At 59.1% G+C, this 15,413-nt stretch carries 14 protein-coding genes; 6 read left to right on the top strand and 8 right to left on the bottom strand.

The window, feature by feature from the left end:
- Positions 1–73 precede the first annotated feature (73 nt).
- Together F0155_RS03185 and scpA are read left to right on the top strand one after the other, a co-directional pair.
- The gene (locus F0155_RS03185) at positions 74–2,098 is read left to right on the top strand and encodes a methylmalonyl-CoA mutase family protein (protein ID WP_150523022.1); all 2,025 of its coding nucleotides are present in this window, start codon (positions 74–76) and stop codon (positions 2,096–2,098) included.
- Positions 2,095–4,263 (top strand): methylmalonyl-CoA mutase, encoded by a 2,169-nt coding sequence (gene scpA / locus F0155_RS03180; protein ID WP_150523021.1) that lies wholly within the window; start codon positions 2,095–2,097, stop codon positions 4,261–4,263. The genes F0155_RS03185 and scpA overlap by 4 nt, the downstream gene beginning before the upstream one ends.
- A gap of 254 nt (positions 4,264–4,517) precedes the next feature.
- Here scpA and F0155_RS03175 read toward each other — a convergent pair whose 3' ends face one another.
- From F0155_RS03175 to F0155_RS03165, 3 genes are read right to left on the bottom strand one after another with little or no spacing between them, the layout of a single operon-like run.
- Positions 4,518–4,739 carry a helix-turn-helix domain-containing protein gene (locus F0155_RS03175; protein WP_150523020.1) on the bottom strand — a complete coding sequence of 74 codons (222 nt, stop codon included), beginning with the start codon at positions 4,737–4,739 and terminating at the stop codon, positions 4,518–4,520.
- A 38-nt stretch (positions 4,740–4,777) separates the two neighbouring features.
- Entirely contained in the window at positions 4,778–5,359 is a 582-nt protein-coding gene (locus tag F0155_RS03170; RefSeq protein ID WP_150523019.1) for a DUF2975 domain-containing protein, read from the bottom strand.
- Positions 5,360–5,384: 25 nt separating this feature from the next.
- On the bottom strand, positions 5,385–5,978 hold the full coding sequence (locus tag F0155_RS03165; protein ID WP_150523018.1) for a DUF2975 domain-containing protein: 594 nt from the start codon (positions 5,976–5,978) through the stop codon (positions 5,385–5,387).
- Between the two features lie 178 nt (positions 5,979–6,156).
- Here F0155_RS03165 and F0155_RS03160 point away from each other — a divergent pair, with 178 nt between their 5' ends.
- The 3 genes from F0155_RS03160 to F0155_RS03150 all read left to right on the top strand — a co-directional run bounded on the left by F0155_RS03160 (position 6,157) and on the right by F0155_RS03150 (position 8,013).
- Positions 6,157–6,918: an outer membrane protein gene (locus tag F0155_RS03160; RefSeq protein ID WP_150523017.1), complete on the top strand. Its 762-nt coding sequence runs from the start codon at positions 6,157–6,159 to the stop codon at positions 6,916–6,918.
- A gap of 81 nt (positions 6,919–6,999) precedes the next feature.
- Complete coding sequence (locus F0155_RS03155; RefSeq protein ID WP_150523016.1) at positions 7,000–7,458, top strand: hypothetical protein; 459 nt, start codon at positions 7,000–7,002, stop codon at positions 7,456–7,458.
- A gap of 129 nt (positions 7,459–7,587) precedes the next feature.
- Positions 7,588–8,013 carry a cupin domain-containing protein gene (locus tag F0155_RS03150; RefSeq protein ID WP_150523015.1) on the top strand — a complete coding sequence of 142 codons (426 nt, stop codon included), beginning with the start codon at positions 7,588–7,590 and terminating at the stop codon, positions 8,011–8,013.
- 609 nt (positions 8,014–8,622) lie between these two features.
- On the opposite strand, the gene F0155_RS03145 is transcribed toward F0155_RS03150, so the two are convergent.
- Positions 8,623–9,285: a haloacid dehalogenase type II gene (locus tag F0155_RS03145; protein WP_150523014.1), complete on the bottom strand. Its 663-nt coding sequence runs from the start codon at positions 9,283–9,285 to the stop codon at positions 8,623–8,625.
- 120 nt (positions 9,286–9,405) lie between these two features.
- Positions 9,406–9,837, bottom strand: coding sequence for a VOC family protein (locus tag F0155_RS03140; RefSeq protein ID WP_150523013.1), 432 nt, complete (start codon positions 9,835–9,837; stop codon positions 9,406–9,408).
- A gap of 340 nt (positions 9,838–10,177) precedes the next feature.
- On the opposite strand from F0155_RS03140, the gene F0155_RS03135 reads away from it, so the two are divergent.
- Positions 10,178–11,035, top strand: coding sequence for a branched-chain amino acid aminotransferase (locus F0155_RS03135; protein ID WP_150523012.1), 858 nt, complete (start codon positions 10,178–10,180; stop codon positions 11,033–11,035).
- Between the two features lie 25 nt (positions 11,036–11,060).
- On the opposite strand, the gene F0155_RS03130 is transcribed toward F0155_RS03135, so the two are convergent.
- The 3 genes from F0155_RS03130 to F0155_RS03120 form a co-directional block, all read right to left on the bottom strand.
- Positions 11,061–12,227 carry a YbfB/YjiJ family MFS transporter gene (locus F0155_RS03130; RefSeq protein WP_208999098.1) on the bottom strand — a complete coding sequence of 389 codons (1,167 nt, stop codon included), beginning with the start codon at positions 12,225–12,227 and terminating at the stop codon, positions 11,061–11,063.
- A gap of 86 nt (positions 12,228–12,313) precedes the next feature.
- Positions 12,314–14,491 carry a hybrid sensor histidine kinase/response regulator gene (locus F0155_RS03125; protein WP_150523011.1) on the bottom strand — a complete coding sequence of 726 codons (2,178 nt, stop codon included), beginning with the start codon at positions 14,489–14,491 and terminating at the stop codon, positions 12,314–12,316.
- A 212-nt stretch (positions 14,492–14,703) separates the two neighbouring features.
- Entirely contained in the window at positions 14,704–15,384 is a 681-nt protein-coding gene (locus tag F0155_RS03120; protein ID WP_150523010.1) for a thermonuclease family protein, read from the bottom strand.
- Positions 15,385–15,413: the final 29 nt, after the last annotated feature.

The raw sequence follows: 15,413 nt of genomic DNA, 5'->3' as shown, positions 1-15,413 counted from the left end.
GGGCGTGCTATCCCAACGGCTGAGTTGCCTTTTTTTCAGCATCAAGACTAAAACAGGGCAACTGGAGACGCGCATGACTGATTGCCCTTTTGTGACGATACCCGATTCTTTTCTTGAAGCACGGGAAGAGGACTGGTGGACCGCCGTTGATGCCGCCCTGAAAGGCGCAGACCGCTCCAGACTGACGGGCCGGTCGGAAGACGGCTTCTCGATCGAGCCTATATATAAGCGTCGTGGAGATGCAGCTCCGCAGGCGGGACGTGGTGCAGGGGTTCCCTGGACGATCGTCCAGCGTGTGGATCTTCCCTCAGTCCGCGATGCCAATGCACAGATCCTTGAAGACCTCAATGGCGGTGCTGGTGGTCTGGAGCTTGTATTTGCCAGCTCGACGATTTCAGACGGCAATGGCATTCGGGTCAACACGGTTGCCGATCTTGGCCAGTTGCTGGATGGCGTGCTTCTGGATCTCGTGACGCTGCGCATCGCTGCCGGGCACGAGTGGGCGCCCATGCTGGCCATGTTTGCTGCCCACCTCTCGAAAACCGGTCTGGATCCCAAAACGGTTTCCCTGAACGCCGGTTGGGATCCTCTTGGCTGGAACGCGCAGCGCGGCGAATACTGGTTTGACCGCGAGATGGTGAGCGCCCGGATCTGTGATGCGGTTGCCGCTCTGGATGAAATCGGCTGCAGGGCGCATGTTTTGGAGCCGGATGGACGGACCTGGCACAACGCAGGTGCGAGCCAGGCAGAGGAACTCGCTTGCGTGATGGCCGCTGCAATCGAGTATCTGCGGTTGCTCGAGGCTGGTCTGCCTAATCATACTGCCCCTCAGAACCGTATCGGTTTCACCCTGACTGCAGATGCCGACCAGATCGGGACCATTGCCAAGGCCCGCGCAGCTCGCCGGCTTTGGGCTGCCATTCTGGATGGATGTGGTCTGGACCAAACACCCATGCGACTGCACATGCAGTCTTCCTACCGGATGCTGACCACGAACGATCCCTGGGTCAATTTGCTGCGCAACACGGTCGCTGCCTTCTCAGCCGGTATTGGCGGGGCGGATACGGTGGCCGTCCTGCCGTTCACCGGCAGCATCGGCCTGCCGGACAGCTTCGCCCGCCGTTTGTCGCGCAACACACAGTCCATCCTGATCGAGGAAAGCAACCTGCACATGGTGGCCGATCCTTCCGCGGGTTCCGGTGCCATTGAGGCACGGACGGAGCAGCTGGTCGAGGCCGCCTGGAGCATGCTGCAGGACATCGAGAAGGAAGGGGGGCTGTTCAAGGCCCTGACCAAGGGTATCGTGCAGAACCGCATCGCCGCGACAGCAGCAGCGCGCGGCGAAAAGATCGCCCGTCGTCTGCGTCCGATCACAGGTGTCAGCGAGTTTCCTGACCTTTTCGAAAAGCCTGTCTCGGTTCTGGAAAACAAGGCGCTTGACGTTCAACTGAGCGCAGCACGTCGGGAGCTCCCCAAGCCATCCGACGGAAGTTTCCTGAAGGCCAAGATCGCGGCCTATCTCGACGGTGCGGACATTTGCGAGCTGATCACCATCGGCGGACCCGGCAGCGCACCGGCTGGCACCATGGAACGCATCCATGCCCAGCGGGAGGCTGTGCCGTTTGAAATCCTGCGTGAGCAGGCAGAGCTTGCGAAACTGAAGACTGGGCAACTGCCCGGCATCTTCCTCGCCTGCCTCGGCTCCCTGTCGGAGTTTACCGCAAGAGCGACCTGGACCCGCAATGCCTTCGCCGCAGGCGGCATTGAGGCCCGGGGCGGGGATGTTGTCGCCTCGCTGGACGACCTTGTTGCCGCCTTCAAGGCAAGCGGCGCGCGCATGGCCTGTATCGTCTCGTCAGATCGTGTGTATGCCGATCAGGCCGAAGCTGCCGCAAAGGCGCTGAAGGCGGCTGGCGCCAGCCATCTTTACCTTGCAGGAAAGCCGGGAGAGCTGGAAGCGGCTCTCACGGGCGCAGGCGTTGACACCTATCTTTATGCTGGCGGAAATCTCCTGTCGCTGCTTGGCGAGGCGCATGAGCGTCTGGGGATCGCGAAGACTGCGGAAGACAATGTTGTGAAGCTGGAGGCCAAGTCATGAGCCGGATCCCCGATTTTTCGACCATTGCCTTCAAGGACGCTCTTGGCAAGGCTGCCACCCCGAAGGACGCCGGCACCTGGACAACGCCGGAAGGCATCGATGTTGCGCCAGTGATCACCGCCGACGATATTGCCGGCCTGAAACACCTCGACACCTGGCCGGGTCTTGCTCCCTTCATGCGTGGGCCGTATCCCACCATGTATGTCCAGCAGCCCTGGACCGTGCGCCAGTATGCCGGCTTCTCGACAGCAGAAGAATCCAACGCCTTCTATCGGCGCAATCTGGCCGCCGGGCAAAAGGGCCTGTCGGTTGCCTTCGACCTCGCCACCCATCGCGGCTATGACAGCGATCATCCGCGCGTTTCCGGCGATGTCGGCATGGCCGGTGTGGCCATCGACTCCATCTATGATATGCGCACGCTCTTTTCCGGCATCCCGCTGGACAAGATGAGCGTTTCCATGACCATGAACGGCGCTGTGCTGCCGGTTCTTGCGCTTTATATCGTGGCAGCAGAAGAGCAGGGCGTTGCCCAGAAAGACCTCTCGGGCACCATTCAAAATGACATTTTGAAGGAGTTCATGGTCCGCAACACCTACATCTACCCACCGAAGCAATCGATGAAGATCATCTCCGATATCTTCTCGTACACTTCGCAAAACATGCCACGCTTCAACTCCATTTCCATTTCCGGCTACCACATGCAGGAAGCCGGTGCGACGGCGGATCTGGAGCTGGCCTATACCATTGCCGACGGGATTGAATATGCCCGCGCCGGGGTTGCTGCAGGCATGGATATCGACGCCTTTGCGCCGCGCCTGTCCTTCTTCTGGGCGATTGGCATGAACTTCTTCATGGAAGTCGCCAAGCTTCGTGCCGCGCGTCTCATCTGGTCGACCCTGATGCGCGAGAATTTCGCGCCCAAAAACCCGAAATCCCTGTCGCTGCGCACCCACTCCCAGACGTCCGGCTGGTCTCTGACCGCGCAGGATGTCTTCAATAACGTGGTGCGCACCTGTGTTGAGGCCATGGCCGCAACGCAGGGCCATACCCAGTCGCTGCACACCAACGCGCTGGACGAGGCGCTGGCGCTGCCGACGGATTTCTCCGCCCGCATTGCCCGCAACACCCAGTTGTTCCTGCAGCAGGAAAGCGGCACCACGAAGGTCATCGACCCGTGGGGCGGGTCTTTCTATGTCGAAAAGCTGACCGCCGATCTCGCCGCCAAGGCCATGGCGCATATTCGCGAAGTGGAAGAGCTTGGCGGCATGGCCAAGGCCATCGAGAAGGGCATTCCGAAACTGCGCATCGAGGAAGCGGCCGCAAAGACGCAGGCCCGCATCGACAGCGGCGCGCAGACCGTGGTCGGCGTCAACAAGTACAAGCCCGACTTTGAAAAGCCGATCGATGTCCTGAAAGTGGACAATGCGGAAGTCCGGGCGCGCCAGATCGAAAAGCTGGAACGCCTGCGCGCCGAGCGCAACGAGGCCGAAACTCAAGCCGCCCTTGAGGCGCTTACCAAATGCGCGCAAACTGGCGAAGGCAACCTCCTGGACCTGTCGGTTCAGGCCGCCCGCGCCAAGGCCACCGTGGGCGAGATCTCCATGGCCATGGAAAAGGTCTTCGACCGCCACCGCGCCGAGATCAAGTCCATCTCTGGTGTCTACAAGAGGGAGGCAGGTGCCATGGGCGGAACGCTCGACAAGATCCAGTCGCTCGTCGAAGAGTTCGAGGAAAACGACGGACGCCGTCCGCGTATCCTCGTTGCCAAGATGGGGCAGGACGGCCACGACCGTGGCCAGAAGGTCATCGCCTCCGCCTTTGCCGATCTCGGCTTTGACGTGGATATCGGCCCGCTGTTCCAGACCCCGGAAGAAGCTGCCCGTCAGGCCGTGGAAAACGACGTTCACGTCGTTGGCGTGTCATCGCTCGCCGCAGGACACCTGACCCTCGTTCCGGCCTTGAAAAAGGCTCTGGCGGATGAGGGACGAGGGGACATCATGATCGTGGTCGGCGGTGTTGTTCCGCCGCAGGATTACGACGAACTCCTGGCCGCTGGCGCCTCCGCCATCTTCCCCCCCGGCACCGTCATCGCCGAAGCCGCCGTCGATCTCATCGGCAAGCTGAACGCAGCGCTGGGCTATGAGCCGAAGCAGGCCGCGGAGTAGGGGCGCAGGCAGTCGGCGACGCCAACTACAATCTTCGTCTTGGTCGGGCCTGTCCCGACCATCTACGGAACATCAGCCTTGGATAGATCCTCGGCACAGGGCCGAGGAGGACGACGAATTCTCTCCACATGCCGTCCCGGCCAAGCGCAGCGCGCGCCGGGATCTGCTGCGACTGTCGATGAGTACTGAAACAGGTCCCGCATCGGGTGCGGGACGGCGCAAGGGGGTGACGCGCGCCTTGTTCCAGAGAACAGTCAGCTTTCGGCGCCATCTTCCGGTTCATAGATGAGAATGTCGCCGGGTTGGCAGTTCAGGACTTCGCAGATTTTTTCCAGAGTCTCGAACCGCACGCCCTTTACCTTGCCGGATTTCAGCAGCGAGACATTCTGCTCGGTGATTCCGATGCGTTCGGCCAGCTCCTTGGAGCGCATCTTGCGCCGGGCCAGCATGACATCCAGCTCAATGATGATGGGCATGGGGCACCTCCGGGCAACCGGGCGGACAAGCGATGAATTCAGACAAAGTGCCGGTTCTCCTCATCGATCAACGCCGCCTCGCGCATGATCCAGCCAAACACGAGAATGAGGCCGCCGAAGATCAGAACAAACAGTTCGGCTCCGTCCGTGGAAACTTCAACGATCCTTTGGTCTTCAGGCAAATCGAGCGTGGTCAGAACAGAGGAAATGGGGTCCTCGACAAAGTCGAACACTGCAAACGCGATCAGGTAGCTGCCAATCAGGAAGATACGGTGCAGGGTTTCCTGCTCAAAAAAGCGCAAGGATTCGAATTGCTTGAACAGTGCACGCATGTTCCAGGCAAGGGCGCTCAGAAAGCCGAAGAACCCAAGAGCAAGCCCTAGCAGACCGATCCTCTGCAGAAGCGGGATATCAGCATAGGCGCGCTCATAATCCTCCAGATAGACGGACGTCTCGGGCGCCAAGTAGTCGAAATCGGGAAAGACCAGCGCGAGGGCAAGACCAGCTGCGGCGACAACCATGATTGCGATGCAAGCCGTCGTAACCCACTTGAGGATACAGGCAAGCCTGCTGAGTCGCTGCAAGCGCACTGCGGTGTCTTGTGAGAGGGGCAAATCCATCGGTTTCTCCTGTCTTCCTTGCGCCCTACACGAACTGCCGGTTCTCTTCGGCGATGGCTGCGGCCTCCCGCAAGGTCCAGCCAAAGACGATCATCAGCCCGCCGACAATGCCGAAAAACAGTTCCCCGCCATCAAGGCTGATGTCGAATACGCGTTGTCCGTCCGGCATGTCCAGTGTCAGCAGGTAGGACGCAATCGGATCGATCAGGATTTCGAGGATCCCGAAGGCAATCAGCCAAAGGCCGATGGCAACGAAACACGACAGGGTGCGTGGAGAAAAGAAGTCTCCCTGACGCAGAAACTCGAACAACCGCCGGACTTGCCAGCAAATGACGAACAGGATGCCGAAGGCCAGGCCGAGCAGGCCCATGGTAAGCATTCTTTGCTCAAGCGGAATGTCTCCAAGGCGACGTTCGAAATCGCCAAGCTCAATGATTTCTCCAGCAGCATCAAAGCTTTCAGGTGAATAGACCGCTGCAATCGTCAGGACCAGCGTCGCCAGCAAGAGCATCATGAACAGGGTCACGAACCATTTCATGAGCCGCGACACCCGCCGAATACGGGTCAGACGCGCCGCTCGTTCCGAGCGTGATTTCACAGCAGCTTCAGCCGGGCTCATATCGCTCTCCTTCGGGCAGACTTTGGCGAGTGTGGGGTGTTTAGCCCCAAGATGGGAATGGTACAAGAAAAAAATATAGCGATTGACAAAAAAATAAAACTAGCAAATTAGAAAATTATTGTCTCACGATAATTTATTCGAAGAGGCAAGATTGAAGCAAGAGTGATTGGGATATCCAATGCAGATTGATCAAATGAAGCATGCAGGCCTGAAGCCCGTATTCCCGTACCACCGCCTGTCCGCGGGCCGTGGAGCGGCTGGCCGGGTGGCTGCGCACCGGAATTTCTGGCTGCGCCCGCTTGTCATGTGCACCGTGCTCGGCGGGCTCGTTGTTGGAGCCAAGGCTGCCGACCTGCCGGTTTATGATGAATTCGTCACGCCAACCCTGCCCTCGCGCGGCTCCATCTGGGAAGGGGCGTATTTCGGTGCGGAAGTCGGCGGTTCGCAAACCCTGACGGAACTGAAGGCAACCGGCGCCAAGAGCACCGCGTCTCGCACAGATGCCGCCTTTGGCCTGTTCGGCGGTTACAACTGGCAGGTTTCCCGCGTTGTGCTGGGTGTCGAGGCGGGGGCAACCTATCTCGGCGGTCAGAGCAAGAAGAACCTGGCTGGCGTCGGGTCGGTGAAGGCCGGCAGCAAGTGGTCAGGCAGTCTGCGCGCCCGCGTCGGTCTGCCGTTCGAAACTTTCATGCCGTATCTCTCCGCCGGTCTGGCGGCAACCGAACATTCCACCAAGGCCAATGGAAAGACGCATTCCTCGGTCGGGGTCGGCCTGATGTTCGGCGGCGGTGTCGAAGTGGCTGTCTCTGAAAACTGGCGCATTCGTGCGGATTATTCGGCAACCGGCATCCTCAACGAAAAGGACATGTTCGGTGGAAGCCAGATCGAGCGCACCGCTGCAAACCATCGCCTGATGCTGGGTGTCTCCTACGCATTCTGATCAGGCGGACCATCTTCCCGGCCGGAGACCCACATCCCGGCCGGGGGAGGTCATTCCTTACTCCCACTGGAAAACGGAAACATGAAAACGACACTCACCGGCGCGGCTGCTTGCGCCCTTATGCTGGCCGCCTGTACCCAGACAACGACCGGCAGCGGCCAGCTCACCGCCCTCAACGGCTATGCCGCCGAGCGCGTTACCTTCGATATCCGCGAGGAGTTCCTGGAGGACAGCGCCATGGCAACAGCGAAGATGAAAAACGGCGAGCTTTTTCAGGGCAAGCTGGTTATTGAAAAGGCCGTCTCAGACAATCTGGGCGTCGGTCTTAACTGGAACATAGACAAGAAAAAGTTCGGGGATCTTGCCCTGTTTGAAAATGCCAAGAGCGAGTCGACATCTACAGCACGTGGCATATTGATGAGCCACGCCCGGTCAATGGAATGCCGCCTGACCCTTGCGAGCCCCGGATCGGGTTTTTCCGGCGGCGGCGTCGGCTCCTGCCGTCTGTCCACGGGCGAGACATTGCCGATCCAGTTCTGAAACTGGTGAAGGGACATTTCGCCGAAGAGCCAGATTAAAAGCCTCCGTTTGGTGAGGAATCAGAAGACTTGCTGGTAACTTGTTGTATTCTCACTGTGCACGCGTTGAACGTGCGCAGCAGGGGAGGAAATGACTGTGCTCGGAAAGGTATTTTCAAGTAGGGCTTTGGCTTTTGGCGCTTTGGGTCTTGCGGCATTGGTCTTGTCGGGTGGATTGCAGGCGCTTGCGCAAGACGGCGTGACCCGTACCATCCTCAACCGTGCGGACCTGACCCGCGATCCGTCGATCGAGGTTGTCGTCTCCCGGCTGGAGATTGCTCCGGGCGCGCGCATTCCGCTCCACACCCATCACGGGGATGAGCATCTGGTGGTGGTCGACGGCGGAGAAATGACCGCGCCCAATGGCAAGGCCATCATGTTCACCGAAGGCATGACGGTTCATTTTCCGGAAGGAAAGGTCCACGGCGGCATGACCAACACCGGCTCCGCGCCGGTTGTCGTCTACACCACGCATGTCATTGAAAAAGGCAAGCCGTTTCAGGAAGCTGCAGAGTAAAGGCTCCCTGCAACTTCTTTCGAGATGAGCACGATGCCATTTCACCTCTCCCAAGGGGAGAGGTCGACGCGCAGCGGCGGGTGAGGGGAGGCGATCTCTCGGGAGGGCAGTGGCATCTCGGCCCCTCACCCCAGCCCTCTCCCGGTGGGAGAGGGAGGTGTAGCAGCATCTCTCCATCGTCACCCCGGACGAAGCGCAGCGGAGATCCGGGGTCGGTGAACCCGGTATCTTACATGGACATTGGGGGCTCTCCGATCCCGGCTCGCGCTTCGCTTGGCCGGGATGACGGATGAGGCTGTGCGCGATCTTTCAATCCCCTCCCCCTTGGGGGAGTCCGGACCGGGGAGAGGGAGCGCATCGGTCGTTGATCACAAATCGAATGTCCGCCCCTGCCGCCGTCCCGGCCAAGCGCAGTGCGAGCCGGGATCTACTGCGACTGCCAATGACTGCTGAAACAGGTCCCGCATCACGTGCAGGACGGCGCAAGAGGGCAGCTCTCAGAATCGTCAACCCAATTCCGTTTGAGCGCGATGCCGTTTCACCTCTCCCATGGGGAGAGGTCGACGCGCAGCGGCGGGCGAGGGGCGGCGATCTCTCGGGAGGAGAGAGTTATCCGAGCGCCGGAAGGCCCGTAAGGTCGTTGAGGGTCGCGGCTGGAGAAAGGTCCGCGTATTCATCGGGCATGCCGGTGCGGTTCATCCATACGGTGCGGAAGCCGAATTTCTTTGCGCCCGCAACATCCCAGCGGTTCGACGACTGGAAGGAGACCGCGTCCGGGTAGATCCGGTAGGAGAAAGTGACCTCTTCATAGACCTTCGGGTCGGTCTTGAAGGTCTTGAGGCTGTCGACGGAAAAGACGTCGTCCAGCAGCTCTGCGATGCCGGCGGCCTTAACGGCAGCGTCCAGCATGGCAGGCGAACCGTTGGAGAGGATCGCGAGCTTTGCGCCGGTTGCCTTCAGCTGGGTCAGCACTTCTGGAACTTCCGGATAGCAGTCCAGCGTCCAGTAGGCGTTGAGCAACTCCTCGCGCATGGACTTGTCGGCGCTGGGGACCAGCGCAAAGGCCGTGTCCAGCGCGTCTTCCGTCAGCTGCCAGAAGTCCTTGTATTGCCCCATGAGTGCGCGCACCCAGGAATATTCCAGCTGCTTTTCCCGCCAGAGCGAGGAGAGGCGCTGTGCATCCGGGCCGAGCTTTTCGGAGTTTTTGCGCACCGCCGCATGAACATCGAACAAAGTTCCATATGCATCAAAAACATAAGCAGCGTGCGACATGCGAGACTCCAGCCATTTGGGCACCAAACGGCGCTCACATGACCAGACGCCCCGACAATCGTCAAGCCGTACAAACCGCGTAAGTGTGCACTGCGGTAAAAGGTCGTTGCGGAAGAACGGTCACGTTCCTTCGGGGATCGTCACATTGCCAGCATCGTCGATGGACCAGAAGGGATTGTAGGCGATCTCCAGAAGGTGTCCGCCGGGAATCTCGACATGGGAGGAATAGCCTCCCCAAAAGGCTCTGGCTGGTCGTGAAACCGAGATCGCCCCGGCCCGCATGGCTTGGGAGAAGACCTCGTCCACCTCGCTTTCAGTGCGGGCGTTCCAGGCGATCGTCATCGCACCGAGGGATTGGGTGGCGGCCTGTCCGAGATCCCGTTCAAGCGCTTGACGCGAATAGATGGCCAGAACGCTTCCGCCAGTCTGGAAGAAGACGATGTCATCGCTCTCGAAGTTGTTCGCCTTCCAACCGAGGCCCTGCTCGAAAAATCGGCGGGTTTCCGCAACATCCTGTACCGACAGGGTGACCATGCTGAGTCGCTGTTCCATCACGAAAGCCCTATATTGATTTTGTGAGAACATAGTAGGAACACGAAATTCGCGGTGTCAATCGCCGCCCGCTGTGAAAACCGCGCTAACGTGTACATCGTGTAAATTCTGTCGATCATTCCAGCGCCGGAATGCGAGAAAAAAGTGACGGAGTGGGTGGGGTTTTGATTCCATTTATTTCGACAAACCGGGCTCAGCGGGATTATTCATTCCAAAAGAACCAAATGACGGCGAAAGTATTGACCTTGCTGAGCGGGTGTCGTTCTTTCCACTAAAGACGAAGAGTGCGCAGGCAGATACAGGCCTGGGCCGAGAATGCGATTTTGGGGAAGAAACGATCATGAGTTCCTGGAGCGAAACCTGGACCTGGTATGAAGGCGAATGGCATGCGGGCAACCCGCCGATCATGGGGCCTCGCACCCATGCGTCCTGGCTCGGGTCCAGCGTGTTTGACGGTGCCCGCTATTTCGAAGGCGTGATGCCGGACCTTGATCTTCACTGCCAGCGCGTGAACGATTCCGCAGCGGCGCTTGGCATGAAGGCAACGTTTGAGGTTGGCAAGATGATGGAGCTGACGAAGGAGGGCGTTTCGAAATTCTCTCCCGACAAGCAGATCTACATCAAGCCGATGTATTGGGCGGAAGGCGATGGACCCGGTGTGATTGCGCCGGATGCCAACAGCACGCAGTTCTGCCTGTGCCTTTTCGATGCGCCGATGGCCCCGAAAGGTGCTGCGGCCTCGATCACCTTGTCGCCATTCCGCCGTCCGACCATGGAATGCATGCCCGTCAACGCCAAGGCCGGTTGTCTTTATCCCAACAACGCGCGGGCAATGGTAGAAGCGAAGGGCCGCGGTTTTGACAACGCCGTGGTGCTGGACATGCTGGGCAATGTCGCCGAACTGACCTCCGCAAATCTTTTCATGGCAAAGGATGGCGAAGTCCATACACCAACCCCGAACGGAACGTTCCTGAATGGTCTGACGCGCCAGCGGGTGATTCATCTGCTGCGCCGGGCGGGCGTTCCGGTGCATGAACGGACCTTGGCCTACAAGGATTTCCTGGAAGCGGACGAAATCTTCTCGACCGGGAACTACAACAAGGTCTCGCCGGTCAACCGAATTGAAGAGCGCAGCCTCCAGCCCGGCCCGGTCGCGGAAAAGGCGCGCGAGCTGTATTGGGAATTTGCCCACGCGTGAGCTGGCTGATCACCTGTATAGCTGATCACCTGTAAACAAGCGCAGCCGCCACAAGCAGCGCGGCTGCAGCGCACAGGGTCGGGGTCTGGAACGAACCGGTAAGGGCATGCAGCTCTCCGGCAAACCACGGCCCCGCCATTTGGCCAAGCCCGAAACTAGCCGTCATGATTGCAAGGATCTGTCTCGGATTGGCGTGCCCCTGACGCCCTGCATGGGCGCGGGCTTCCATAAGCCCAAGGGCTGTAATGCCCATGAATGTTGCCCCCAATAGTCCAGCCCCCAGAACAAAGAGAAGCGGTTTCTGGCTGAGAACTGTCAGGCTGACACCGAAGGCTTCCGCGACACAGGCAAGGCTGAATGCCTTGCGGGAGCCGATGGCCACGGACACACGGTTCCAGACAAAGATCGACGGCGCGGCTGCAAGCCCCACCACCAGCCATACATAGGGCTCGCTTGCCTGCAAGGCCGGGGTGGAGCGGGCAAGTGCGGACACAAAAGTTGCGGTGATGACGTATCCGAACCCGAACAGGCCATAGGCGGCGATCAGGCGAAAGAGGGGGGCGTCAAACGGTGAGGTTCGCGCCTCCTGCCCAGGCAATGCGGCGGCTGGTGCTGGCGCAGGCGATGTCGCGGGAACCAAGAGCGCTGCAAGGCCAAAGAGCAACAGCGTTGCCGCTCCGGAAGCATACCAAAGCTCCTGCCAGTTGGCTCCGAGATGGCCGAGCGCTGCAATCAGGATCGCCGAAAAGGCAATTCCGCAGCCGACCCCTGCAAAATGGACGGCGGAAAGATCCGGCCTTCCCGCGTCCCTGAGCCGGTCCAGAACAAGGGCGGAGGAAAACACCAGCACAAAGGCGCTGGCAAAGCCGCCGATGAACCGAAGGGCAAGAAATCCGCCCAAACTCTCGCCAAACCCCATCATCACCGAACTGATCGCGCTGGCCAGAAGGGCTGTGAGGAACCAGCCTCTCGGGCTGCCGGGGAGCCCCCGCATGGACCCGGCCAGAGCCCCGACAAGATAGCCGAGGAAATTCGCCGAGGCGACAAGACCTGCATCGTCGGCGGAAAGTCTCGTGCCATCCAGCATGAAAGGCAGGATCGGTGTGTAGACAAAGCGGCCAATTCCCATGGCGGCTGCAAGGGAAATCAGGCCGCCAACGGCGAGAAGAAGCGGAGAAGATGACGGGCGCAAGCAATGACCAATCGCAAAACGGGAAGGTGGCTGAGGCTACCTGCTTTGGTCGTGCAAGATCAAGCTGCAGCTTGGGTGCTAGCCGTTCACGCCTCGGCACCCAGAACAGCATGGATGCGGGCGGAAAGGTCGTTCATGGAGAAGGGTTTGAGCAGGATTTCGGTGCCTTCGGGCGGCTGCACCTTGGAGTAGCCTGAAACGTAAATCACCGCGGGCGGCTTCTCGCGTGAGCGGCGTATATCTTCCACGGCACTAAAGGAATGCCCGTCGGTCAGCACGATATCACTTACAATCAGATCCAGTCGGCCATCCAGCCGCGTCCGGTTTTTCAAGGCGTCCAGACTGTCGGCAGAGGTCACCTGAAATCCGAGATCGGCAAGGATCTCTCTCATGGTCGCCTCCAGCTCCTTGTTGTCTTCCAGAAGCAAGGCTTTCCGACCGTTATAGGATCGCGGCTGGTGGCGGGTTTCATCGGCTTCCGGAGCAAAGTCCTGCAAGGCCAGTGCCGCGGGTAAAACCAGTGTCGCCTTCAGGCCGGGATGGGCATTTTCCAGTTTCACATGACCTTCGGACTTGCGGGCAAAGGCCTTCACCATGGCAAGCCCGAGACCGGTTCCCCCTTCGGATCTGCGTGTGGTGAAGAACGGCTCAAAGACCTTGTCTAGCATGTCGTCGGGGATTCCCGGGCCGTGATCGCGGATCGAAATTGCGATCTTGCCATCGTCAATCATTTCCGCGCGCACCTTGATCAGGCCATTGAAACTCATGGCCTTTGCCGCGTTTTCCATCAGATTGCGAAGGGCCCGCTGAAACGTCACCGGATCGGCGAGCACATGAAGGTCAGCGTCGACGGAGATCTTGAAAATGAGAGCGAGGCCGTGGGCACTCAGGATATCCTGCGAGACATCTTCAATGGATTTCAGGCAGTTGATCTGCCGGGCCGCCAGCGGCTTGTGATCATTGGTGAAGGACAGAAGGTCATGGGTTACCTGGGCCGCCCGCATCGCACCCTTTCGGGCATTTTGAAGAGCTGCATTTCCTGCCGGGGAGAGGTTGTCCCGGATTTCCAGAACATCCAGCGAGCCGACAATGGTGGCGAGGTAGTTGTTGAAGTCATGGGCGATGATGGCGGTCATTCGCACAATGGCATCGTGTCTTTCCCGCTCTGCCGAAGAGATCTGGAGCGCATGGGTTTCGGTAAAATCGGTAGCGATGAACCGGTACCCCCTGAACCCCTCGTCCTCGTCGTGGAAGGGGCGACCGCGAAGTTTCCAGTACCGCTCGTCCGTGGCGGGTTTCAGTTGCACCACCAGATCGCGGATGGGCAGGCGGACGCGATAAGACGTCATCAGATTGTAGGACGCGCCGGTGGCTTCCTCAAAAAGGTCTGAAAGCCGGGTCTGGTTTTCGATGATGATGATTGGAGCTGCAGCCTCGCGCATCCGGTCTGGCACGGTGTTGATACGACCGTCCGGGTCGGTTTCGAACAGCCAGTCTTCCGCAGCTATCTCAAATTCTGCAAGGGCGAGGGAGACATTGTCCCGCGATCTCCTGATCTCGTCGCGCAGCAGCGTGCTGTCCACGAACACGCGCCATTGTCGCCAGAAAAAGATGACGAAAAGCATGTAGATACAGGGAATGGTCCACTCGATCCGCCCCACTATGTCGGAATTTTGCGACGTTATCAGATACAGGGACATCATGATGGTCACTGCGACAAGGCTCATGATCGGAAAGAACGCGCACCACCACGTGACGAAAAACACCCACAATAGAAAGATGAAATAGAGGACCAGCCGTTGGGATTCCCCATGGGCGGTCTGGTCGGCAATCATTGGCATCAAGCCCACTGCAACGGAAATCCAGATCGCCATCAGGAAATAGACGCCGTAAATGCGGCGGCGGGAATAGCGACGCCGCTTCTCCGCGTTTCCAAAAGCGATCAGAAGCAGGAACTGAACGACAAATTCCATCGCAGTAAGGAAAAACCACGCCACCTGCGTGCCGTTTGAAAACGGATGAATGATCATGTAGGTGGCAAGCAGGCCCGGAAATCCCAGCATTTGCATATGGATGTTGCCGGAGAAGAAGTTGCGGAACTGTTCCTGTCGAACAAACCGGGTCGTGGCTTTCCTGATGGACGGTGAGGGAAAGCCGCAGGCCAACCGGATAATATCCAGCTCGCTTACAACCGGGTTCTCGTCTGGGCTTTCATCTTTCTCGCGTAGTGCGGGAGAAAGTTGCCTTTTCGTGCCTGCCGGCATTCACCACCCGCCCCATGCGTCGTCGCGCCTACCATTTCAGCACATCAGCCGAACAAGCAGGGCCAATGCTTCCGGAACTTTTTCCGGAAACTTCGTGCGCCTGACCGGAACTATAAATGACCTGTGGGAACCGTGTTAACCGTGTCAGGGTTGTATGTGGAGTTTCTATCGTTTTGATTGATGCGGATAGCGGTTAATCCGCATGATCTGTTTTATGAGCCTGCAGCAGGTCTCCAGCCCGCCTCCCGGGCTTCGCGCTCCGAGCAGAACCAGCGTTCGCCTTTCGCCACATTGATGCGGGTGCGGGAATAGGCAGGTGACCAAGGCGGATGATAGATTTTGCCACGATCGGAGATGTTACCCTTGATTGGGCATCCCGCCGGAGCCCCCTGATCGGCCACTTCCCATTTTCGGGCCCTGAAGTCCCAAGGCATTTCCGCCCGTCCGGCCCAAAGCCCGGCTTTGGCGCTGCGTGCCTGGGTTTCCTCGCGGATGTAGCGCTTTGAGTATTTTCGAAAGGCGAAGGCCTGCCCACGCAGAACCATTTCGGAATTGAGGTTCAAACTGGCGGCGAAACAGGTCGCGATCACGCGGTCATAGGCATCGCGTGTATCTCCGGAACAGGTGATGGTTTTCCTGGAGACAAGGCGTTCCAGATATTTTCTGGAAGCCGCGCCGCAGCGAACCGTATTGCCATTGGCACTCACGCATTTTTGACCGAGCTCCGGAGCATCGATGCCCTCAAGACGGAAGGTCTGACCGCCGATAACCAGTGTGTCGCCGTCCACGACACGCACATTCGTTGCCGCGGCCGCTGGAGCGACCCAGCTCGCGGGTATTAAAAGCAGGGCGCAAATCAGCGCGCGGAACCCGGTTTTACACGGCTGGGTCATGTGAACTTCAATCGAATCGCGAGTTGGCC

The organism is Roseibium sediminis (genome assembly GCF_008711325.1).
GTDB classification, from domain to species: Bacteria; Pseudomonadota; Alphaproteobacteria; order Rhizobiales; family Stappiaceae; genus Roseibium; species Roseibium sediminis.
Note: the sequence above shows the minus strand (reverse complement) of the source record. Positions and strands in the feature narration are given on the sequence as shown.